Annotated in this window: 21 protein-coding genes and 1 other RNA gene; 13 read left to right on the top strand and 9 right to left on the bottom strand. The window is 68.8% G+C overall.

Annotation, left to right across the window (positions count from 1 at the left end):
- Positions 1–31: 31 nt before the first annotated feature.
- The 3 genes from ACWCPQ_RS09325 to ACWCPQ_RS09315 all read right to left on the bottom strand — a co-directional run bounded on the left by ACWCPQ_RS09325 (position 32) and on the right by ACWCPQ_RS09315 (position 6,155).
- Positions 32–3,043, bottom strand: coding sequence for a bifunctional [glutamine synthetase] adenylyltransferase/[glutamine synthetase]-adenylyl-L-tyrosine phosphorylase (locus ACWCPQ_RS09325; protein ID WP_449896534.1), 3,012 nt, complete (start codon positions 3,041–3,043; stop codon positions 32–34).
- Positions 3,044–3,208: 165 nt separating this feature from the next.
- Entirely contained in the window at positions 3,209–4,546 is a 1,338-nt protein-coding gene (gene glnA, locus ACWCPQ_RS09320; protein WP_449896532.1) for a type I glutamate--ammonia ligase, read from the bottom strand.
- Positions 4,547–4,610: 64 nt separating this feature from the next.
- Positions 4,611–6,155, bottom strand: coding sequence for an alpha/beta hydrolase (locus ACWCPQ_RS09315; RefSeq protein ID WP_449896530.1), 1,545 nt, complete (start codon positions 6,153–6,155; stop codon positions 4,611–4,613).
- A gap of 175 nt (positions 6,156–6,330) precedes the next feature.
- Between ACWCPQ_RS09315 and panB the strand changes: the two genes are divergently transcribed.
- The 4 genes from panB (at position 6,331) to ACWCPQ_RS09295 (ending at position 9,565) form a co-directional block, all read left to right on the top strand.
- Positions 6,331–7,185, top strand: coding sequence for a 3-methyl-2-oxobutanoate hydroxymethyltransferase (gene panB / locus ACWCPQ_RS09310; RefSeq protein WP_449896528.1), 855 nt, complete (start codon positions 6,331–6,333; stop codon positions 7,183–7,185).
- A 127-nt stretch (positions 7,186–7,312) separates the two neighbouring features.
- Positions 7,313–7,720 carry a hypothetical protein gene (locus ACWCPQ_RS09305; RefSeq protein ID WP_449896526.1) on the top strand — a complete coding sequence of 136 codons (408 nt, stop codon included), beginning with the start codon at positions 7,313–7,315 and terminating at the stop codon, positions 7,718–7,720.
- Positions 7,720–8,691, top strand: coding sequence for a prolyl aminopeptidase (gene pip, locus ACWCPQ_RS09300; RefSeq protein WP_449896525.1), 972 nt, complete (start codon positions 7,720–7,722; stop codon positions 8,689–8,691). Before ACWCPQ_RS09305 ends, pip begins: the two co-directional genes overlap by 1 nt.
- On the top strand, positions 8,684–9,565 hold the full coding sequence (locus tag ACWCPQ_RS09295) for a CHAD domain-containing protein (protein ID WP_449896523.1): 882 nt from the start codon (positions 8,684–8,686) through the stop codon (positions 9,563–9,565). The genes pip and ACWCPQ_RS09295 overlap by 8 nt, the downstream gene beginning before the upstream one ends.
- Before the next feature lie 112 nt (positions 9,566–9,677).
- On the opposite strand, the gene ACWCPQ_RS09290 is transcribed toward ACWCPQ_RS09295, so the two are convergent.
- Entirely contained in the window at positions 9,678–9,974 is a 297-nt protein-coding gene (locus tag ACWCPQ_RS09290; RefSeq protein ID WP_245564098.1) for a hypothetical protein, read from the bottom strand.
- A 431-nt stretch (positions 9,975–10,405) separates the two neighbouring features.
- Here ACWCPQ_RS09290 and ACWCPQ_RS09285 point away from each other — a divergent pair, with 431 nt between their 5' ends.
- On the top strand, positions 10,406–10,795 hold the full coding sequence (locus tag ACWCPQ_RS09285) for a hypothetical protein (RefSeq protein ID WP_449896521.1): 390 nt from the start codon (positions 10,406–10,408) through the stop codon (positions 10,793–10,795).
- Positions 10,796–10,911: 116 nt separating this feature from the next.
- Here ACWCPQ_RS09285 and ACWCPQ_RS09280 read toward each other — a convergent pair whose 3' ends face one another.
- The 3 genes from ACWCPQ_RS09280 to rnpB form a co-directional block, all read right to left on the bottom strand.
- Positions 10,912–11,739 carry an NAD(P)H-binding protein gene (locus ACWCPQ_RS09280; RefSeq protein WP_449896520.1) on the bottom strand — a complete coding sequence of 276 codons (828 nt, stop codon included), beginning with the start codon at positions 11,737–11,739 and terminating at the stop codon, positions 10,912–10,914.
- 40 nt (positions 11,740–11,779) lie between these two features.
- Entirely contained in the window at positions 11,780–12,313 is a 534-nt protein-coding gene (locus ACWCPQ_RS09275) for a hypothetical protein (RefSeq protein ID WP_449896518.1), read from the bottom strand.
- 234 nt (positions 12,314–12,547) lie between these two features.
- Positions 12,548–12,963: RNase P RNA component class A (rnpB, locus tag ACWCPQ_RS09270), an RNA gene on the bottom strand.
- Between the two features lie 181 nt (positions 12,964–13,144).
- Between rnpB and ACWCPQ_RS09265 the strand changes: the two genes are divergently transcribed.
- Positions 13,145–14,038: an alpha/beta hydrolase gene (locus tag ACWCPQ_RS09265; protein ID WP_449896516.1), complete on the top strand. Its 894-nt coding sequence runs from the start codon at positions 13,145–13,147 to the stop codon at positions 14,036–14,038.
- A gap of 80 nt (positions 14,039–14,118) precedes the next feature.
- On the opposite strand, the gene ACWCPQ_RS09260 is transcribed toward ACWCPQ_RS09265, so the two are convergent.
- On the bottom strand, positions 14,119–14,568 hold the full coding sequence (locus ACWCPQ_RS09260; RefSeq protein ID WP_449896514.1) for a DUF4870 domain-containing protein: 450 nt from the start codon (positions 14,566–14,568) through the stop codon (positions 14,119–14,121).
- 362 nt (positions 14,569–14,930) lie between these two features.
- Here ACWCPQ_RS09260 and fabG point away from each other — a divergent pair, with 362 nt between their 5' ends.
- From fabG to ACWCPQ_RS09230, 6 genes are all read left to right on the top strand, one after another.
- On the top strand, positions 14,931–15,683 hold the full coding sequence (gene fabG, locus ACWCPQ_RS09255) for a 3-oxoacyl-ACP reductase FabG (RefSeq protein ID WP_449896512.1): 753 nt from the start codon (positions 14,931–14,933) through the stop codon (positions 15,681–15,683).
- Between the two features lie 226 nt (positions 15,684–15,909).
- Complete coding sequence (locus ACWCPQ_RS09250) at positions 15,910–16,392, top strand: N-acetyltransferase family protein (RefSeq protein ID WP_449896510.1); 483 nt, start codon at positions 15,910–15,912, stop codon at positions 16,390–16,392.
- A gap of 56 nt (positions 16,393–16,448) precedes the next feature.
- Positions 16,449–16,847, top strand: coding sequence for a TOBE domain-containing protein (locus ACWCPQ_RS09245; protein ID WP_449896508.1), 399 nt, complete (start codon positions 16,449–16,451; stop codon positions 16,845–16,847).
- 2 nt (positions 16,848–16,849) lie between these two features.
- Positions 16,850–17,650 (top strand): molybdate ABC transporter substrate-binding protein, encoded by an 801-nt coding sequence (gene modA, locus ACWCPQ_RS09240; protein ID WP_449896506.1) that lies wholly within the window; start codon positions 16,850–16,852, stop codon positions 17,648–17,650.
- A gap of 32 nt (positions 17,651–17,682) precedes the next feature.
- The gene (modB, locus tag ACWCPQ_RS09235; protein WP_449896811.1) at positions 17,683–18,486 is read left to right on the top strand and encodes a molybdate ABC transporter permease subunit; all 804 of its coding nucleotides are present in this window, start codon (positions 17,683–17,685) and stop codon (positions 18,484–18,486) included.
- Positions 18,483–19,532 (top strand): ABC transporter ATP-binding protein, encoded by a 1,050-nt coding sequence (locus ACWCPQ_RS09230; RefSeq protein ID WP_449896504.1) that lies wholly within the window; start codon positions 18,483–18,485, stop codon positions 19,530–19,532. Before modB ends, ACWCPQ_RS09230 begins: the two co-directional genes overlap by 4 nt.
- Here the strand turns inward: ACWCPQ_RS09230 and ACWCPQ_RS09225 are convergent.
- Positions 19,520–19,951 (bottom strand): hypothetical protein, encoded by a 432-nt coding sequence (locus ACWCPQ_RS09225; RefSeq protein ID WP_449896502.1) that lies wholly within the window; start codon positions 19,949–19,951, stop codon positions 19,520–19,522. The genes ACWCPQ_RS09230 and ACWCPQ_RS09225 overlap by 13 nt on opposite strands.
- Positions 19,952–20,073: 122 nt before the next feature.
- Between ACWCPQ_RS09225 and ACWCPQ_RS09220 the strand changes: the two genes are divergently transcribed.
- Positions 20,074–20,904, top strand: a complete 831-nt coding sequence (locus ACWCPQ_RS09220; protein ID WP_449896500.1) for a helix-turn-helix domain-containing protein — start codon at positions 20,074–20,076, stop codon at positions 20,902–20,904.
- The last annotated feature ends 36 nt before the right edge of the window (positions 20,905–20,940 follow it).

Raw genomic sequence — 20,940 nt, 5'->3', positions numbered from 1 at the left:
GATCTTCTCCCCGCGCGGCACCCGGTGGCCGTCAGACGCCGAAGACCCGCTCCACCACTGCCCGGGCCCGCCGGGTGACCCGCAGATAGTTGTCGAGGAACTCGCCGCCGTCGTCGTTCGGCCAACCGGCCACCTTCGCCACGGCCGACAACGTCGTTCCCGGACCCGGCAACTGGTCGGAAGGTTTACCGCGCACCAGGACCAGCGCGTTGCGGGCCGCGGTCGCGGTGATCCAGGAGCGGCGCAGCAGATCGACGTCGACCGGGTCCAGCAGATCCGACTGTTCGATGACATCGAGCGATTCCAGGGTCGAGGTGTTGTGCAGGGCCGGGATCTCGTGCGCGTGCCGCAATTGCAGCAACTGAACGGTCCATTCGATATCGGCCAGGCCACCGCGGCCGAGCTTGGTGTGCGTGGCGGGATCGGCGCCGCGTGGCAGTCGCTCGGAATCGACCCGCGCCTTGATCCGGCGGATCTCCCGGACCGCGTCGGCGGATACGCCACCGGCCGGGTAGCGCACATCGTCGATCGTGTGCAGGAAGCGCAGGCCCAGCTGCTGGTCACCCGCGACCTGGTGGGCGCGCAGCAGCGCCTGCACCTCCCACGGCTGCGCCCACTGGTGGTAGTAGGCGTCGTAGGCGGCCAGGGTACGCACGAGCGGACCGCTGCGGCCCTCCGGCCGCAAACCGGCGTCCACCTGCAGGGGCGGATCGGTACTGGGGGCGCCGAGCAGTTTCTGCACCTGCTCGGCGATACCGTTGGCCCATTTCACGGCGACATGCTCTTCCTCGCCGGGACGCGGATCGCAGACGAACAGCACATCGGCGTCGGATCCGTACCCGAGTTCCATTCCGCCCAGCCGGCCCATCCCGATCACCGCGAAATCCGCGGGGGCGGGCGCGCCCCGTTCGGCCACACTGGCCCGGATCACCGCGCGCAGCGACGCTTCCAGTACCGCCACCCACACCGCCGACAGCGCCGCGCAGACCTGCGGCACATCGAGCAGGCCCAGCAGATCCGCCGAGGCCACCCGGGCGAGTTCGTGCCGGCGCAGCGAGCGCGCGGTCGCGACCGCGCGCTTGGGATCGCTGTATCGGTCGGCGGCGGTGAGGATCCCGCCTGCCACCTCGACCGGCTGGGTGCGTAACAGCAGCGGCCCGTGCGGGCCGTCCGCGTACATGCGAATGGTCTCGGGAGCGTTGATCAGCAGGTCCGGCAGGTACGCCGAGGAGCCCAGCACCATCATGAGGCGCTGCCCCACCGCGCCCTCGTCCCGCAGCACCCGCAGATACCAGTCCTGGTCCACCAGCCCTTCCGACACCCGCCGGTAGGCGAGCAGACCGGCATCGGGGTCGGGGGTTTCGCCGAGCCATTCCAGCAGGGTCGGCAACAGCAGCGCCTGGATCCGGCCCTTGCGAGATACACCGCTGGTGAGGGCGCGCAGATGGCCCAGCGCGTGTTCGGGCGCGGCGTACCCGAGGGCGGCGAGCTGCCGGACGGCGGCGTCCGGGCTCAGTCGCAGGGCGTCCGAATCCAGCCGGGCCACCGATTCCAGCAGCGGCCGGTAGAAGAGTTTGGTGTGCAGGCGGCGGATCCGCCCGGTCTGCCGGCGCAGCTCGACCTGCAATACGCCGGCGGCGTCCCGTTTACCGTCCGGGCGGATATGAGCGGCCCGCGCCAGCCAGCGCATCCCCTCCTCGTCGTCGGCGGCGGGCAGCGTATGGGTGCGTTTGAGCCGCTGCAACTGCAGCCGGTGCTCGAGCAGGCGCAGGAATTCGTAGGAGGCCGTGAGGTTCGCGGCGTCCTCCCGGCCGACATAACCGCGCGCGGCCAGCGCGGCGAGAGCTTCGACGGTTCCCTGGACATGCAGCTTCGGATCGACCCGGCCGTGCACCAGTTGCAGCAGCTGGACCGCGAACTCCACATCGCGCAGGCTGCCGCTGCCGAGTTTGAGTTCGCGCTCGCGCAGTTCGGCGGGTACCAGATCCTCGACCCGGCGGCGCATCGCCTGCACATCGGGGACGAAATCCGGTCGTTCGGAGGCGGTCCACACCAGAGCGTCGGTGGCGGACCGGTACTGCTCGCCCAGTTCCAGGTCTCCGGTCATCGGCCGTGCCTTGAGCAGGGCCTGGAACTCCCACGTCCGTGCCCACCGCTGGTAGTAGGCCAGATGGGATTCCAGCGTGCGCACCAGCGCACCGGCCTTGCCCTCCGGCCGCAACGCGGCATCCACATCGAAGAACGCCGAGGAACCCACGGTCATCAGTTCGGCGGCCAGCCGGGTGGCGACGGCGTCGGCGGGCTCGGCGACGAACACGATATCGACATCGCTGACGTAGTTGAGTTCGCACGCGCCGCTCTTGCCCATGGCGATCACCGCCAGCCGCACCGGGCACGGCTCGTCCTTGCACACCCTGGCCACCGCCACCGCCAGTGCGGCGGTGAGCGCGGCATCGGCGAGCGCGGTGAGCTGGCGGCCGATCTGCTCGTAGGGGATCACCGGCTCGTCCTCGACGGTCGCGGCCAGATCCACCGCGGCCAGCAGCATGAGCTGATCGCGGTACCGCTTCCGCAGCGCCGCGACCACTTCCGGACCGGATTCGCCGGCCCGGAACAGCATCGGCGCGGCATTCGGCCCGGACTCGGGTTCGGCGGAAACCACCGCGAGCAGGTCCGCGATCAACTCGTCGCGATCGGGCAGTTCCGCGCGGCGCAGCAACGTCCAGCATCCCGGTTCGGCGACCAGATGATCGCCGAACGCGGTGGAAGCGCCCAGCAGGGCGAACAGCCTGCCGCGCAGCATCCGCTCGGCGCGGATCGCCGAATCCAGTTCGGCCCAGTCGTTTCCGAGCGCCTCGGACAATCTGATCAGCGTGTTCAGCGCGAGATCGGCGTCCGGCGACCTCGACAGCGACCACAGGACCGGAATGCTCTCGACGTTGTCCCAGCCGAGGGTTTTCAGCGAGGCGGCGGCCGTCGGTTCGAGCAATCCGAGACGACCGGCACCGGGGACGGCGGACCGAGCAGACGGTGGGCGGACCATGAGCTCAAGGTACCGACTACCGAGCCCCGTGTGTGCCGGACCCCTGGCTCGCGCACGAGGTCATCGGAGCCGTGCGCACCGGCCCCGGGTTCGGACCGGACGGAGGTGTGGGTCCGGACCGCACACACCCTGACCGGCCCGGTCACATACCCGGATGAGCCGCGCTCAGAGACCCAGGTATTCGCGCAGTTCGAACGGGGTCACCTGGGCCCGGTAGTCCGCCCACTCCCGGCGCTTGTTGCGCAGGAAGAAATCGAAGACGTGCTCACCGAGTGTTTCGGCGACGAGTTCGGACCGCTCCATGGCGTGCAGCGCCTCGTCCAGGGTGCCGGGCAGCTCTTTGAAGCCCATGGCGCGCCGTTCGGCCGCGGTGAGCGACCAGACGTCGTCCTCGGCCTCGGCCGGCAGTGTGTAGCCCTTCTCGACGCCCCGCAGGCCCGCGGCCAGCAGTACGGCGAAGGACAGGTAGGGATTGCAGGCCGAATCGGGACTGCGGATCTCGACGCGACGCGACGACGATTTGTTCGGGGTGTACATGGGCACCCGGACCAGCGCCGACCGGTTGGACCGGCCCCACGACGCCGCCGTGGGCGCCTCGCCACCGTGGATGAGCCGTTTGTACGAGTTCACCCACTGGTTGGTGATGGCACTGATCTCGTGGGCGTGCTCGAGGATGCCCGCGATGAAGGCCCGGGCCGTGGTGGAGAGGTTGTCCGGGTCGTCGGGATCGGAGAACGCGTTCGCCTCCCCCTCGAACAGGCTCATATGGGTGTGCATGGCCGACCCCGGGTACTGAGCGAAGGGTTTGGGCATGAACGTGGCGCGCACGCCCTCGTCGATCGCGACTTCCTTGATCAGGTACCGGAAGGTCATCACATTGTCGGCCATCGACAGCGCGTCGGCGTAGCGCAGGTCGATCTCCTGCTGGCCGGGCGCGCCCTCGTGATGGCTGAACTCCACCGAGATACCCATGGATTCGAGGGCGTCGATGGCGTGCCGCCGGAAGTTCGGCGCGGAATCGTGGACGGCCTGGTCGAAGAAGCCGCCCGTATCGGCGGGCACCGGGTCCACACCGTCGGGCTGGTTCTTCAACAGGAAGAATTCGATCTCCGGATGCACATAGCAGCTGAACCCGACGTCGCCCGCCTTGTTGAGCTGACGCCGCAGCACATGGCGCGGATCGGCCCACGACGGCGAACCGTCGGGCATGGTGATATCGCAGAACATCCGGGCGGAATGCTGATGGCCCTTGCTGGAGGCCCAGGGCAGCACCTGGAAGGTCGACGGATCGGGCCGGGCCACCATATCGGCCTCGGAGATCCGGGCGAATCCTTCGATGGCGGATCCGTCGAACCCGATGCCCTCTTCGAACGCCCCCTCGAGTTCGGCGGGTGCGATGGCGACGGACTTCAGATAGCCCAGTACGTCGGTGAACCAGAGACGTACGAAGCGGATATCCCGCTCTTCGAGCGTCCGCAGCACGAATTCCTTCTGGCGATCCATGACCGCGAGAGTAGGCACCTGGCGTTAAATCCGTGTTACATGACGCGCTGCGCTGTGTGTCGGGTCAGCAGCGCAGTCCCTCGGCCGGGGTGTCCAGGTCCACCAGGTAGCTGATGACCGCGTCGTCTACGCAGGTCGCACCGCCGTTGAGGACCACGGTATGGCTGTCACCCTCATGGGTGATCAGTGCCGCACCGAGCTGGTCGGCGAGGTCGACACCGGCCTGATAAGGGGTGGCCGGGTCCCCGGTGGTCGACACCACCACGATCCGGGGCAATCCCTGGACGGAGATGTCGTGCGGGCGGCTGGTGTTGGGCACCGGCCAATCGGCGCACAGTTCCAGCGGCGCCGCCCCGGTGCCACGGCCGTCGTCCAGGAAGGGGGCGGCCCGCCGATACTCGGTGTCCTGGCGACCGGCGACCGCCCGATCGGTGACCCGTGGATCGTCCACACAGCGAATCGCGTCGAAGGCATCGGTGAGATTGCTGTAGGTGCCGTCGTCGCGGCGGCCGTTGTACATATCGGCGAGCTGCAGCAGGGTGTCGCCGCGCCCCTGCGACAGCTCGGTGAGACCGACGGTGAGAACCGGCCAGAAATCCGCCCCGTACAAGGTCTGCTGTACGCCGGTGATCGCGTCGTCGTAGCTGAGGCCGCGGGGGTCGGTGGTGGCCGCCGGCGCATTCCACAGCGGATCGACCAGCGCGCGGAAACGCGGAACCGCCTGGGCCGGGTCGGTTCCCAGCGGGCACTCCGGGGCTTGCGCGCAGTCCGCGGCGTAGGCGTCGAAAGCCTTCTGGAAACCGGCGGCCTGCCGCAACGATTCGGCGACCGGATCCTGCGAAGGGTCGATGGCGCCGTCCAGAACCATGGCACGCACATTGCCCGGGTACTTCTCCGCGTACGCCGAGCCGAGCCGGGTGCCGTAGGAGTAGCCGAGATAGTTCAGCTCCGGATCGCCCAGCACTGCCCGCAGGATATCCATATCCTGAACCACCTCGCGGGTCCCGACATGGGCGAGGAATTGCGAACCGGTACGGGCCACGCACCGGTCGGCGTACTCCCGGTTCTCGGTCTCGGCTTCGCCGATACCTTCCGGAGTGTTCGGCACCGGAAGTTCGGCCCGTTCCGCGTCGGCCTCCGGCGGGGTCAGGCAGTCGATCGCCGGAGTGGAGGCACCCACCCCGCGTGGATCGAACCCGACCCGGTCGAACCGGTCGGCCAGTTCGGTGCCACCGCCCAACATGACGGTGGACAGCCCGGACATACCCGGACCACCGGGGTTGATCAGCAGCGATCCGATCTTGGACCCGGTGGCCCGCATCCGGGACACCGCCAGCTGCGCGGTCGGCCCGTCGGGGTCGGCGTAGTCGACCGGGACCTCGACCCGCGCGCACTGCGCCGCCGGTGGCAGCGCCTCACCGGGTTCGGTAAAGCCGGCACAGGGCTCCCAGGACAGTGTCTGGGTATAGAAACGACTCAACTCGGCCGGGACCGGCGCGGGTGGGGCCGGTTGCTCCCGGGCCTCGTCCGCGCATCCGGCGACGAGTACCGTCGCCGCCGCCAGCACACCCGCCAGCACACCCGCCAGCACTCCACACCCGCTCCGCACCGGCGCAATGCTAGCGGGACAGGGCACCGCTCCTGGGGATGTGACGAATCGCACCTGGTGGCGGGCTTAATTCGAGCTCGGGCGGGGGTGCACACTGGAAGGCGTCAACCAGACCCGGGGACCCGGTCAGGGCCTCGAGGAGACGAAAGGGACGATGATGTCCGTATCATCCGGCATGCCCGATTCCGCAGCGGAGACGCCCGTCTACGGTGCCACCGCGGCAACGAAACCGGCCCGCCGCCCCACCCGCGTCCAGCATCTACAGCAGATGAAGGCGACGGGCGAGCGCTGGGCCATGCTCACCGCCTACGACTACTCCAGTGCCCGCCTCTTCGACGAGGCCGGTATTCCGGTCCTGCTCATCGGCGACTCCGCCGCCAATGTGGTGTACGGGTACGAGACGACTGTGCCCATCACCACCGACGAGTTGATCCCGCTGGTCCGGGGCGTGGTCCGAGGCGCCCCGCACGCGCTGGTGGTGGCGGATCTACCGTTCGGCAGCTACGAGGGTTCCCCGGAACAGGCACTCGCCACGGCGACCCGGTTCATGAAGGAGGGCGGCGCGCACGCGGTGAAACTCGAGGGCGGCGAACGTGTGGCCGATCAGATCAGGATGCTGACCGCCGCCGGTATCCCGGTGATGGCTCATATCGGCTTCACCCCGCAGAGCGTGAACACGCTGGGCGGTTACCGAGTCCAGGGCCGTGGGGCGGGCGCGGAGGGGCTGCTCGCGGACGCGATCGCGGTACAGGCCGCGGGTGCTTTCTCGGTGGTGATGGAGATGGTTCCGGCCGAGGTCGCGGCCCAGGTCACCAGCAAACTCGGTATTCCCACCGTCGGTATCGGCGCCGGTGCCGACTGCGACGCCCAGGTCCTCGTCTGGCAGGACATGGCCGGGTACACCAGCGGGAAGACCGCCAAGTTCGTGAAGCGTTTCGCCGCGGTCGGCGATGTGCTGCGCGAGGCGGCCGCCGCCTACGCCGACGAGGTGCGCCAGGGCACGTTCCCGGGTCCGGAACACAGTTTCTGACCCGTAGCAGGTCTCGGAGCGGGCACCCACTCCGGCGCGGGATGGCAAACTCGGTATCGACGGTTTCGACTCGAGGTCAGAGGTACTGATGCGGCGACGCGCTTGGACAACACGGGGTGCTCTCACGGTGGCGGGAGTTGCCGGAGCGGTACTGCTCACCGGCTGCGGCGGGGTGCAGACCGGTTCGCCGGACACCTCCCCGGCCGCTTCCGCCGCCTCCGCGACCGGCACGGCGACCAAGAGCAGCGCCGCACCCGCCGCCCCGCTCGAGATCCCGGACAAAGCCGCCCAGAACCTGTGCGACATGATGCGGCCGGAGCTGTCGAACTGGCGCGTCCAGGGTCCGACGCTGGGCCGGATCGGCCTCAACGCCATGGTCCACGAATGGGCGCTCACCAACGGCGGTATCAATGCGCAGGTCCTGGGTGACAAGGCCGTGGTGGACCGGGTCACCACCGAAACCTGTCCCGATGTACACACCGAGGCGGTCCAAGCGCTCGAACTCCCCGACCTGGCCTCCGGCCTGGCTTTCTGATGCGCCCGCTGTACCCGCCGATCGAACCCTACGAGCACGGCATGCTCGCAGCCGGTGACGGCCAGGCGGTGTACTGGGAGACCAGCGGTAACCCGGACGGGAAGCCCGCCGTGTTCCTGCACGGCGGACCGGGCGGCGGCACCTCGCCGCGCAACCGCCGGTACTTCGATCCCGACCGCTACCGCATCGTGCTGCTGGACCAGCGCGGCTGCGGCCGCTCGACCCCGCATATCGCCGACGGCGCGGACCTGTCGGTCAACACCACCGCGCATCTGATCGCCGATATCGAAACGCTGCGCGCGGAACTCGGGATCGAGCAGTGGCTGGTCTTCGGCGGCTCCTGGGGTTCGACCCTGTCGCTGGCCTATGCGCAGCAGTACCCGCAGCGGGTCACCGAACTGGTGCTGCGCGGCATCTTCCTGCTGCGCCGCAAGGAGATCGACTGGTACTACAACGGCAGTGCCGGCTACGTCTATCCGGACGAGTGGGAGAAATTCCTGGCCCCGATCCCAGAAGCCGAACGCGGCGGCGATCTGGTGGAGGCCTACCACCGCCTGTTGAGTTCGGCCGATCCGCAGATCGCGACCGCGGCGGCGGTCGCGTGGACCACCTGGGAGAGCGCGACCAGTTCGCTGCGGCCCGATCCGGCCCGGGTGGCCGAAACCTCCGATCCCCGTTTCGCGCTCGCCTTCGCGCGGATCGAGAACCATTATTTCCGGCACGGCGGTTTTCTCGACGAGGCCCAGCTGCTGCGCGATATCGACGTGATCGCCGGTATTCCCGCTGTGCTGGTGCAGGGCCGCCACGATATCGTCTGTCCCGCGGTCAGCGCGTGGGACCTGCATCGCGCCTGGCCGGGGTCGCGCCTGCACATCGTCGACGACGCCGGACATTCCGCGAGCGAACCGGGGATCGTCCATCACCTCGTCGAGGCCACCGATACCTTCGCGGCGGTGGAACACCATGGATGACAAGCCGATCGAAGCGGGCTCCGCACTCACCGAGGCCCTGCGCGCTGATATCGAACGCCTGCTGACCGCTGAACCGCAGGTGCGGGCCGACGCTGACGATTCGGTCCACCAGATGCGGGTGGCGACCCGCCGGTTGCGCAGTGTGCTGCGCTCCTACCGGACGCTGCTGGAACCGGACGCGGACAACCGGATGCGGACCGAACTCGCCTGGCTGGCCGGAATATTGGGGGTGGCGCGGGACGCGGAGGTGCGTGCCGAACGATTTGCCGAACTGCTGGATCGCCACGCCGACCCCGAGTCCGCGGCCCTGGAAGCCACCCGCGATCGCCTGGTGCGCACCGAGCGCGACCGGTACGCCACCGCGCACGATGCGGTGCTCACGGCGTTGGACAGCGACCGCTACCGCGCGATGCGACGTGAGCTGACGGAATGGGGTCACACCCCGCCGCTGCGGGATACGGCTTCGGGCGCACCGGCGACCGAGGTGTTCCGGACGGTACTGGGCAAGGATCGTAAGCGAGTGCGCCGCCTGGTCCGCTCCGAGCCGACCGTGGCACCCGCCGAGCGGGTGGAACTACTGCACGATATCCGCAAGAGCGCCAAACGTTTACGGTATTCGTGCGAGGCGGCCACCGCGGTCCTCGGCGATTCCGCCGCGCACCTCGGTAAACGTGCGAAGAATCTCCAGACCGTGCTGGGCGATCACCGCGACGCGGTCGAATCGTACGACGCGCTGCGCGCCCGGGCCGCCGAAGCGCATACCGCCGGCGAGGACACCGCACTGTTCGAAACGCTCGCCGACGCCGAGGACACCGCCGCCGGGCGCTGCCTGGCGCAATATCCCGCCGCCGCGGCCGCCATCGATACGGCCTGAGCAGGTCTCCGTGAACCGTTGCGGCACAACGGTTCACGGTCGGCATCGGAAGAGCCGGGCCGGCGCCGGGTTGCCCCGGTACCGGCCCGGCGGTACTGAAATCCCGTAGGAACTATTGCAATGCCAGCATCGAGCCGCTCAGTTCGTGCAGCGGTCCGAATACGGTGAAAACCACCCGGCCGTTCGGCTGGGCGGCGGAAACGGCCGCGGCCGCGTCCAGCGCCTGACCGAACGACGGAGCCGACGGATGCGGAATACCCGCCACCATCTGCCCGATATTGTTCTGATCCACCCAGCGCGTATCCGCCGGGCTGAGGTCTACCCGCACTCCACCGGGCAGCGGTGTCACCGCGACGGCACCGGCCGAGCCGGCGCCCACGGTAGCGAGAACAGATGCGGCCCCGGCCATCAAAGCTCCGGTTGCCAAGGAACGTGCTACCCGCATATGTGTTGTGACCTGTCTTCCGATAGGTATGAATCGGCTCGTTCGTGAACTCCAGGGCACCGAACAAGCCTGCCGACCCCGCCCACTTTATGACGGCAATCACCATTTATGCCAGTTCTACACGAATCCCGCCGGAAAAGATCGCGGCCACCGAGCAACTGATACTGTGGCGAACCGTAAGCGTCCGACTACATCCCGAGCTGGAGTTTCATCACGTATGTCCACTCTCATCTATGACTATCTGCTCCCCCTCATCGGCCCGCAGCAGGCCACGGCACTGGCGCAGATGCTCGTGATCGGTCCCTCGGCCTGAGTAGCCGCTGGATGAACGTCGTCCCCCGCCCGGCGGGGGACGGTGTCCATCTCGCGGAGTTGGCGGAGTTACCATCCCGGGGGTGAACAGACCTCTGTCCCTACTCGCCGCCGTCCTCGTCGCGGCCCTACCGGCCGTCGCCGCCTGCGGTGGCGATACCGCGGAAACCGCAGCGTCCGCTCCGGCGACGACGGCCGCGACGAGCCCCGATACCGCGCAGATCGACCAGGTGAAGGCCGGTTCGTTCGTCATCGGGTTCCGGGGCGCGTTCCCCGGTCTGGCCGAAGGGCGAGACGATCCGGCGCTCGCCGCGATCTTCACCGAGACATGTGCCGAAATCCGGGCCGGCGATCCGGATGACGAAGTGGTCTCCACATTGACCGGGCGGCTCGCGATCGGCGACACCGAACCGACCGAACCCGAAACGCAGGCCGTGTATCAGATGATCGCCGTCATGTGCCGGGACCGGTAGCTCCGCGGTAATCCGCGGCCCGATGAATTCCGTAGGTCGGCAACGGCCGTGGAATTCACCGGACGAAAGATCATCGGCGGCGAATCCCGGTCAGGGCGAAACAGAGAATTTTCCGATCAGTGACCGGGACGGGTCGCGCCGAAGAATTCGGCGGCGTAGCGCGCCGCCCATTGCGTGAACGTCGTCGCGGGCCGTCCCAGAATTTCTTCGGCGACCCGATTGGGCGGCAACGTGTGCCCGTCCAGGCCGACGAGCACATTGTCGACATACCATTGCGCGTTATCGCCCATCGCCGGTCGCAAGGCGCGAACGGTCTCCTCTCGGGAGGCGCGTAGGAATCCGATCTCGCGGCCCAGTGCGGTGCCGATCTCACGCACCAGCTCCGCCCGGCTCAATTTCTCCGGACCGGTGAGCGCGTACGCCCGGCCCAGATGCCCCTCCTCGGTGAGAGCGGCCGCCGCGATTGCGGCGATATCGTCCATGGCGATCGGGGTGCTGCCGATATCGGGATCGGGTTCGCGCACCGTCCCCGTCGCACGGATCTGCTGCGCCCACATCCCGGTGTTCTCCATGAAATCCCCGGGCCACAGATGGGTCCAGCCGATCCCGCTGCCCTCGACCGCTGTCGCGATGGCACCCCACCAGCTGTCCGGCTCGCCGGACAGGTCGACGATATGGCGCATGCCGGCGGCCCGGGCCGTCTCGACCACCTCGTCCACCCCGTCCTGGATCGACGCCAGATACATCCGGTCCACCCCCTCGAACGCGGCCGGCAATGTCGCGGGTCTGCGCAGATATCCGCGGACCGCCTCGACTCCGGCCGGCAGCGCCGCCTTGGCCGGATCGACAGTGAGCGCGCGGATATCGGTCGCGCCCCGCAGCAGCAGCTGATCGACGACTTTACGGCCGATATTCCCCGTGGCACCGGTGACCAGGATCTTCATCGGCGTTCCCGTCCGGCTCGGAGTTCATCGGCGAACCGGTTCACCGGCGGAACTCGGAGAAATCGCCCTGCCAGATCACACTGCCGGCGGTCACCACCGCCGATTTCAACTGCGCCTTGGTCACTTTGTACGCATGCTTCACGGTCTGGCGGCTGCCGGGCGGGATCGAACCCTGCACCCCGTCACCGAACCCCTCCGACGGTGACTTGACATGTTGGGCCGGGGTGCCCGCGTCCCCGTACACCACAGTCGGGATCGTCCAGTTGCGGCCGCTCCACACGTCGTCGGTGATGTTCTCGATCTGGAGGGTGATCACGGTGACCGGGCCCTCCTGCGAGTTCACCTCCTCCACCGACGTGATGGACGCCGCCAAACCGGACTGGCCGACCGCGGTTTCGGTCGGAGTGTAGAGTCCGCGCGTCTTCGTCGCCGGGGGCACAGTCGGCGCCCCGGCGTCGGCGCTGGCCACAACCGTCATGGGCTGGCCGGTGGGCGTGTCGTCGCTGCCGCAGGCCGATAGTGCGCACACGGCGACGGCCCCGACTGCGACGGCGGCGAATTGTCTGGCTCTCATCGTGTTTCCCTGGTGATGGTACGGGGCACTCGGCGGCCGCCGCTGTGAAACAAAGATCGTACGCCCGGCTTCCCCACTCCGTTCGGCGCCCGCGGGAACCCTTTCGGACAGGAGCACACCCGGGCGGCCGGCCGCGATGCGCGGACCAGGGACGGGATTCCGGCGCCGTCGGAAGGCACGCGACCGTGCCGGCGAACGGGATACCGACCGGCCGGTGGCGGGCGGGAGAGCGGGCGGATGAGCCGGCCAGTAAGCCGGATCCTGTCCCCGGTTCGCACCGGGAGGCGGCCATCCATCTGGGCACACCGTCGCCGGGTACCTCGAGCGGTCCACCCGCAGGCTCGGGCGAGCAGCCCTCGAACACCTGCGCAACCGCACCGCGAGGTGCGATCTTCGACCTTGCTCCGGGCGGGGTTTACCGAGCCGCCCCGGTCACCCGGGGCGCTGGTGCGCTCTTACCGCACCGTTTCACCCTTACCGCACGGCCCTCGCGGGCCGTGGGCGGTCTGTTTTCTGTGGCACTGTCCCGCGGGTCACCCCGGGTTGCCGTTAGCAACCGCCCTGCTCTGTGGAGTCCGGACTTTCCTCGGCACCGAGCGTGGCACCACTGGGGTGCCCGTTCCCGGCGCCGCGACCGCCCGGCCGGCTCATCCGGGGCAACAGAGTACTCGGTGCCGCTCGGCGACGGTCCACCGCGACCTGCTCATGGCCGGTCCGGGCACGGCGGGCCACCTCGCGGACCTGCTGCGCCGGAACCGGCCGAATCCCCCGGTGCTGTCTGCCGTCCAGCCGGGCGGACAACCCACCGCTGGTGACAACTCGGTACCGTCCATGATCATGGAGCGTGTCGAGGTCGGATTCCCTTCGGGGGGTCAGAAATGTGCCGGCTGGTTATATCTACCGGCCGGCCCGCCCAAGCCTCGCCCCATCGTGGTGATGGGGCACGGGTTGGGGGCCAACAGGGAAATGGGACTGGATCGGTTCGCGCGGCGGTTCGCCGCGGCGGGAATGGGGGTGCTGGTCTTCGACTACCGGCATTTCGGGGGCAGCGACGGCGACCCTCGGCAGGTGGTCAATCTGGCACGGCAGCGCGAGGACTGGACCGCCGCCGTAGCCTACGCTCGCACGCTGCGTGGTTTCGATGCGACCCGCATCGCACTGTGGGGCACCTCGCTGGGCGGCGGGCATGCCCTGTCGGTGGCCCCGGACGATGCCTATATCGCGGCAGTAGTGGCGCAGGTGCCGTTCGTCAGCGGATTCTCCTCGGGCCTGGCGAAAGGCCTGCTGAGCTTTGTGAAGGTGGGCTTTCTCGCGGCGTCCGATCTGGTGTTCGGCACGATTGCGCGCAAACCGGTCCAGATCCGGTTGGCCGGGCGTAAACGTGCCACGGCCATGATGACCGGTTCGGATGTCCCGGGCGGATTCGGGCGGCTGGCCGAGGAGAGTCCGAGCTACCGGCCGAAGATCCCGGCCCGGGCCGCCTTCTCGATCTTGTTCGACCGCCCGGCCCGGCATGTGAAGGAGTTGAAGATGCCGGTGCTGTACGCATTGTGCGACAACGATTCGATCACCCCGGTGAAACCGGCGCTACGGGCCGCCGGCAAGACCAAACACGCAGTGGTGAAGCGGTATCCGGCAGGACATTTCGACCTGTATTTCGATGAATTGTTCGAGCAGACCGTCTACGACCAGACCGAGTTCCTGACGTCGGTACTGCGTCCCTGACCGTCGGTACCGGATACCACTGCGCCCATCCGGTACCGCAGGCGTGTTCCCGGGCCGGTGCACCGGCCCGGGAACACCGGTCACTTCACGAGCGAGAGGTTGAACGGGTACTTGTACTCGCGGCCGTTGTTGGCCGCGATCCCGGCGAGTACCGAGAACACGATGCCGGCGATCCAGACGATCGGGAACAGCAGCAATCCGATCAGCACGATCATCAGCACCGCGGACACCACATAGGCGATGGCCAGCACGATCTGGAAGTTCAGCGCGTCCACCGCGTGCCGGCGCACGAACTCGTCACGGTCCTTGTACATCACCCAGACGATGAGCGGTGCGACGAAACCGAGGACGATACCGCCGAAGTGCGCCAGCATGGCCCAGGTCTTGGCATCGGACGGGGAAACCGGCGCCTGATTCGCACCGTAGGCCTGCCCGCCCGGGTTGTAGGCCGACGGCTGGGCGCCGGCGGGCGGCTGCGCGGAATAGGGTTTGCCCGTAGCCGGATCGTACGGGGACTGCGGTGTGGTCATGTCATTCCAAACTGCCTGGTGAGTGGGGTGCTTCGAGAATAGATGGCGCACTACCCATTTGGGGAGTGCGGGAAACCCACACCTAGGTGAATTATCGGACAGGGCCCGGCGGGGAGAAGCGCTCGGGACTTCCCCGGCACCGGACCGTGCCACCCACACCGCTGAGCCGATTCGGCCGCCCGCGCGCCCGCAGGCGACGTGCCCTCCGCCGCGCCACTCGCCGGTAGCGCACCCGTCACCTGCACTGTCCCGTCCGCACAGCGCCGACGCGGAGATCTTGTCCGGCCGCCCCCTCGATCCGCGACTCCGCACGCTGTTAGATGGCGTAAGAACAGCCGACCACACGAGAGGACTTCGCACTGATGACCGAGAGGATCGCAGTAGTATCCGGCGCCGCCCGCGGAATCGGGGCCGCCATCGCCAAACGACTGGCTTCCGACGGCATGCGGATAGGCGTGCTGGACCTCGACGAATCCGCCTGCGCCGAGACCGTCTCGGCGATCGAGAGCGCCGGCGGGCAGGCGATCGCGCTCGGTGCCGACGTCAGCAAGGAGGATTCGGTGAACGCCGCGGTCGAGCGGCTGGCCGGAGAACTGGGCGCCCCCACCGTCGTGGTCAACAATGCCGGCGTCCTGCGCGACAACCTGCTGTTCAAGATGAGCGTCGACGACTGGGACACCGTCCTGGGTGTCCACCTGCGCGGCGCCTTCCTGCTCACCCGGGCCGCACAGAAATACATGGTCGAACAGAAGTGGGGCCGCATCGTCAATATGTCCAGCACCTCGGCGCTGGGCAACCGCGGCCAGGTGAACTACTCTGCCGCGAAGGCCGGTATGCAGGGCTTCACCAAAACTCTGGCCTTCGAACTGGGCAAATACGGAGTCACCGCCAACGCGATCGCCCCCGGGTTCATCGTCACCGATATGACCGCGGCCACCGCCGCGCGGGTCGGGGTCGATTTCGAGGACTTCCAGAAGGGCGCCGCCGCGCAGATCCCGGTGAACCGCGTCGGCTATCCGGAGGATATCGCGCATACCGCGTCGTTCCTCGCCAGCGAGGGCGCGGGGTTCGTCTCGGGACAGGTCATCTACGTCGCGGGCGGTCCGAAGGACTGATCGGGCCGGACGGCGGGCGGGGCACCGGCGGTCCGGACCGTCCCGCCGTTCGCGGCATCCGGCCGAGAACGATCGGGATCACGGCCGCACTGTTGCACCGCCGTGCGGCAGCGGGTTCGGCACCGCGGCCGGATTTCCCGGCTCTTACCTGTGGTTCACCCGCACCCTCCGGCCGGAATTCGGTAAACGCCTTGCCGCACAGCCGGAATCCCCCGAACATCTGGTGATGCGGATACGACGGATCGGGCCGGCGGACTGGCGGATCGCACGGGAGGTTCGATTGGACGCCCTGGCCGGTTCGGCGCCCGGGACCTTCTCCACCACTCATGCGGAAGCGCTCGCGTGGACGGAGGCGCAGTGGCGAGCGTGGACCGAACGCCGATACCCGCTGTTCGTCGCCGAATCCGCTTCCGGACCGGTGGGTTCGGCGGGGGTGATGGTCGAGGCGGACGGACCCCTGCTGGTATCGATGTGGACCGCGCACCGGGCGCGCCGGACCGGAGTATCGGACGGACTCGTCCGCGCCGTGATCGACTGGGCGGCCGCGGCCGGACACCGGACCCTGCGGTTGTGGGTCGTGGACGGGAACCGCCCGGCCGAGCAGCTGTATCTACGCAACGGGTTCACTCGCACCGGCGCGCGCAAACCGTGCGCCGAGGACGATCCCCGCCCCGAAAGCGAGATGATCCTGCCCGTGCCGGCCGGTTGAGAGGTTTGCCCCTTTTCCCGCTTTTATTCCGCATATCCGGCTATATACTCCCAACCGTGACGTATCTGCGGGTCAAGGAAGCCGCCGGGCTGCTCGGTGTCAGCGATGACACCGTGCGGCGCTGGATAGATCAGGGACGGCTTCCGTCGGTCCAGCTGAAGAACGGGCGCAAAGGTGTCCAGGGCCGCGACCTGGCCGAATTCGCGCGGCAGCATGCGGGGGCGCCCGAACCCGGGGTGACCGTGGCGGCATCGGCGCGCAATCGGATGCGCGGCATCGTGACCCGGGTGGTCACCGATACGGTCATGGCGCAGGTGGAGATGCAGGCCGGACCGTTCCGGCTGGTCTCCCTGCTGAGCCGGGAATCGGTGGACGAACTCGGGATCGAAGTGGGCAGTGTGACGGTCGCGTCGGTCAAATCGACGCATGTGGTGGTCGAGATTCCGGAGAGCTGACGATGAGAACAGCAGTAGGGCGCGTACTGCGCTGCCTGGCCCCGGCCGCCGTGCTGGTCACCGTACTGGCCGGCTGTGCCGGTGAGGATTCCGGCGGTGATTCCGGCAATGCTGCGGCAGACGGAATCACCGGGACCGTCACCGTCTTCGCCGCCGCTTCGCTCACCGAAACCTTCACCACGCTCGGCGAACAGTTCGAGCAGACGCATCCCGGGGTCGACGTGGTGTTCAGTTTCGGCGGCAGTTCGGCACTGGCCGAGCAGATCGGGCAGGGTGCGCCGGCCGATGTGTTCGCCTCGGCGGCACCCCGCAATATGGAGCAGGCGATCGCATCGGGTGCGGTCACCGCCGGACCGATCACCTTCGTCCGCAACCGCCTGGAGATCGCGGTGCCCACCGGCAATCCGGGCAGTATCAGCGGTCTGGCCGATTTCGGCCGGCCCGAACCCCGGATCGCGTTGTGTGCCGAACAGGTGCCGTGCGGGGCAGCAGCCGACAAGGTCTTCGCCGCGGCCGGGGTGACCCCGCAACCCGACACCCGGGAACCCGATGTGAAGGCGGTACTCACCAAGGTCACCCTCGGCGAGGTCGACGCCGCTCTGGTGTACCGGACCGATGTGCGCGCCGCCGGCGACAAGGTCGCCGGCATCGAGTTCCCCGAATCCGACGATGCGATCAACGACTATCCGATCGCACCGGTGGCGGCCGCGCCCAACCCGGCCGCGGCCGCGGCCTTCGTCGATTTCGTGATGTCCCCGCAGGCTCGATCGGTCTTCACCACGGCCGGTTTCGACACCCCGTGACCATCGACCCGGTGCGGCGCCGGACCACGGCACTGCGCCGGCGGCGGGCGGTACGCGGGCGACGGCCGGTCGTTCTGGTCCTGCCCGCCCTGCTGGGTCTGCTGTTCCTGCTCATACCGCTGGCCGGGCTCCTGATCCGGGCACCGTGGCAGCAGCTGCCGGAGCGGTTGTTCAGCGCGGAAGTCGCCCAGGCCTTGCGGCTCTCGCTGGTGTGCGCGAGTCTGGCCACCGCGCTGTGCCTGCTGCTGGGTATACCGCTGGCCTGGCTGCTCGCCCGCGGCGATCTGCCGGGGCGCGGGCTGGTGCGGGCGCTGGTCACCGTGCCGCTGGTCCTACCGCCCGTGGTCGGCGGTGTGGCATTGCTGCTGGTCCTGGGCAGGCGGGGCCTGGTGGGGCGTTACCTGTACGACTGGTTCGGTATCGCATTGCCGTTCAGCACCCCGGGTGTCGTGGTGGCGGAGGCCTTCGTGGCGATGCCGTTCCTGGTGATCTCGGTGGAGGGCGCGCTGCGCGGTGCCGACCCACGCTACGAGGAGGCCGCGGCCACCCTCGGTGCATCGCGCTGGCTGGCGTTCCGGCGCGTGACCCTGCCCTCGATCCTGCCCGGGGTGGTGGCCGGGACGGTGCTCTGCTGGGCCCGCGCCCTCGGCGAATTCGGTGCCACCATCACCTTCGCCGGTAATTTCCCGGGTAAAACCACCACCATGCCGCTCGCGGTCTACCTGGCACTGGAAACCGATCCGGCCGCGGCGATCGTGCTGAGCCTGGTGCTGCTGCTGGTCTCGGTGGTCGTGCTCGCCGCACTGCGGGAACGCTGGCTGCGGGCGGTGCTGTGACCCTGACCGCCCGACTCCGGGTGAGCCGTGGCGCTTTCTCGCTGGACCTGGATCTCGACCTGGCACCCGGTGAAGTCGTCGCGCTCCTGGGCCCCAACGGCGCCGGCAAGACCACCGCCCTGCGCGCGCTGGCCGGACTGACCCCGCTCACGGCGGGGTCGATACGACTCGACGACCGGGTGTGGGACGCGCCGCCGCGCGAGTTCGTTCCACCCGAACACCGTTCGGTCGGGGTCGTCTTCCAGGACTACCTGCTCTTCGCCCATCTCGACGCACTGGAGAACGTCGCCTTCGGATTGCGCGCGCGGGGGGTGCGCCGGGCGGCCGCCCGCGAGCGGGCCGCGCGCTGGCTGGACCGAGTGGGGCTGGCCGACTACACACACGCCCGGCCGCGCGCCCTGTCCGGTGGACAGGCCCAGCGGGTCGCGCTGGCCCGGGCACTGGCCGTCGAACCGGGACTCCTGCTGCTGGACGAACCGCTCGCGGCGCTGGACGCGGCGACCCGGGTCCGGGTGCGTTCCGAGCTCGCCCATCATCTCGGCGATTATCCCGGCCATACACTGCTGGTCACCCACGATCCGCTCGACGCGATGGTCCTCGCCGACCGGCTGGTCATCGTGGAGGACGGGGCGCTGGTCCAGCAGGGCCCACCCGGGGAGGTCGCCCGCCGGCCCCGCTCCGATTATGTCGCGGACCTGGTGGGGCTCAACCTGTTCCGCGGAACGGGTTCCGGCACGGTGGTCCGGCTCGACGGGGGCGGTGAACTCACCGTCGCCGAACCCGCCACCGGACCGGTACATCTCACCTTCGCGCCGTCGGCGGTCGGCCTGCATCCCCAGCGCCCCGACGGCAGCCCGCGCAACATCTGGCCGGTGACAGTGGCCGGCCTCGAACAACACGCCCATACGGTGCGGGTCCGGCTCTACGGAGCGGTCCCGGCGCTGGCGGATATCACCCCGGCCACCGTGGCCGATCTGCGGATCCGGCCGGGATCGGAGTTGTGGGCCGCGCTCAAGGCGACCGAGATCCACTGCTATCCCGCCTGATCCGCGGTCGGCTCGAAGATCCGGCGCAGGCCCACGTATTCCAGCGCCGCGAACGCTGCGACGACAACTGCGCCGACGAGGAAGAAGACGACGCCGAAGCCGGTGAGATCGAGCAGACCGGTGAACGGCAGAGCCAGCAGACCCACTACCGAGACCGAGTTGACCACCACGACCCCGCCCGCGTGCCGGGATGAGATCGCCGGGTACCCGGCGATGAGCAGCAGCGCCAGCGCACCACCGAGCATGGCGACACCGAAGGGCACAGACCACGAGGTCGGCAACCCCAGCGGACCCCGCAGCGGCACGGCACCGGCGAGCATCAGGACGCCGAAGGCGCCCGTTCCCCAGCCGTCCAGTCGCAGGGTACGGCGGAGCAGGTCCTCGGTGGTCGCGGGCGCGGACAGTGTCACGGTGCTCATGGTTCGGCTGCCTCTCGGATCAGGAAGATCGTGGTGCTCCCGACCGTGCCGCGGCGCGGTCGGCGATTCAATGACCTCGGAGGTCATGGCCGCCACGAACCGATCGCCGATACGATCACGAGGTGGAGCAGCGTAGCGACGGGAACCCGGCGCGGATCGGCGGCCTGCTACGGGAGTGGCGACAGCGGCGACGGCTGAGCCAGCTGGATCTGGCGCTGGCGGCGGGCTCCTCGGCCCGGCATCTGTCGTATCTGGAGACCGGGCGTTCGGCGCCGAGCCGGGATATGGTGCTGCGCCTGTCGCAGACCTTGGATGTGCCGCTGCGGGAGCGCAATACGCTGCTCGTTGCCGCCGGATACGCGCCCGCCTACCACGAGAGCGATCTCGACGACGAGTATCTCGCCTCGGCGCGGGCGGCATTGGAACATATGCTCGCCGCGCACGAGCCCTATCCGGCGGTCGCGGTGGACCGCTGGTGGAATGTGGTCACCGCCAACACCGCACTGACCGTGCTGACCGACGGTGTCCCCCCGGAGCTGCTGGCCGACCGGCCCAACGTCTATCGGCTGGTTCTGCATCCGGCGGGTCTCGCCGCCCGGCTCGCCAATCCGCGCCAGGTGCGCGCCCAGCTGCTGGAGCGACTGTCCCGGCAGGCCGACACCACCGGTGACCCGCGGCTGCGCGCGCTCTACGACGAAGTCAGCGCCTATCCGGTGGTCGATACCGGGAGTCCGGAAAACCACGGCACCGATCCGGGCCCGTTCCAGGTGCCGATCCGGGTGCGTACGCCGCACGGCGAACTCTCACTGTTCGGCACCATGGCCACCTTCGGCGCGCCCGCCGATGTGACCCTGTCCGAGCTGGCGGTCGAGTTCTTCTACCCACTCGACGAGTTCACGGCACAGTTCCTCCGCACCCGTGCGGCGGCACTCACCGCGGGCGCCACTGCCTGATCCGGCGTGCGCCGGGCCCGGCCCCGGCCCGGCGCC

This window comes from Nocardia sp. NPDC001965 (genome assembly GCF_053594175.1).
The sequence above is the reverse complement of the archived record's forward strand: the minus strand, read 5'-3'. Positions and strand labels throughout refer to the sequence as shown.

What these genes read in the sequence shown, in the direction of transcription:
- ACWCPQ_RS09325 (WP_449896534.1), bottom strand. Translation starts at nt 3,043, where the DNA reads ATGGTCCGCCCACCGTCTGCTCGGTCCGCCGTCCCCGGTGCCGGTCGT.
- glnA (WP_449896532.1), bottom strand. Translation starts at nt 4,546, where the DNA reads ATGGATCGCCAGAAGGAATTCGTGCTGCGGACGCTCGAAGAGCGGGAT.
- panB (WP_449896528.1), top strand. Translation starts at nt 6,331, where the DNA reads ATGCCCGATTCCGCAGCGGAGACGCCCGTCTACGGTGCCACCGCGGCA.
- pip (WP_449896525.1), top strand. Translation starts at nt 7,720, where the DNA reads ATGCGCCCGCTGTACCCGCCGATCGAACCCTACGAGCACGGCATGCTC.
- ACWCPQ_RS09295 (WP_449896523.1), top strand. Translation starts at nt 8,684, where the DNA reads ATGGATGACAAGCCGATCGAAGCGGGCTCCGCACTCACCGAGGCCCTG.
- ACWCPQ_RS09290 (WP_245564098.1), bottom strand. Translation starts at nt 9,974, where the DNA reads ATGGCCGGGGCCGCATCTGTTCTCGCTACCGTGGGCGCCGGCTCGGCC.
- ACWCPQ_RS09280 (WP_449896520.1), bottom strand. Translation starts at nt 11,739, where the DNA reads ATGAAGATCCTGGTCACCGGTGCCACGGGGAATATCGGCCGTAAAGTC.
- ACWCPQ_RS09275 (WP_449896518.1), bottom strand. Translation starts at nt 12,313, where the DNA reads ATGAGAGCCAGACAATTCGCCGCCGTCGCAGTCGGGGCCGTCGCCGTG.
- ACWCPQ_RS09265 (WP_449896516.1), top strand. Translation starts at nt 13,145, where the DNA reads ATGATCATGGAGCGTGTCGAGGTCGGATTCCCTTCGGGGGGTCAGAAA.
- ACWCPQ_RS09260 (WP_449896514.1), bottom strand. Translation starts at nt 14,568, where the DNA reads ATGACCACACCGCAGTCCCCGTACGATCCGGCTACGGGCAAACCCTAT.
- fabG (WP_449896512.1), top strand. Translation starts at nt 14,931, where the DNA reads ATGACCGAGAGGATCGCAGTAGTATCCGGCGCCGCCCGCGGAATCGGG.
- ACWCPQ_RS09250 (WP_449896510.1), top strand. Translation starts at nt 15,910, where the DNA reads ATGCGGATACGACGGATCGGGCCGGCGGACTGGCGGATCGCACGGGAG.
- modA (WP_449896506.1), top strand. Translation starts at nt 16,850, where the DNA reads ATGAGAACAGCAGTAGGGCGCGTACTGCGCTGCCTGGCCCCGGCCGCC.
- ACWCPQ_RS09225 (WP_449896502.1), bottom strand. Translation starts at nt 19,951, where the DNA reads ATGAGCACCGTGACACTGTCCGCGCCCGCGACCACCGAGGACCTGCTC.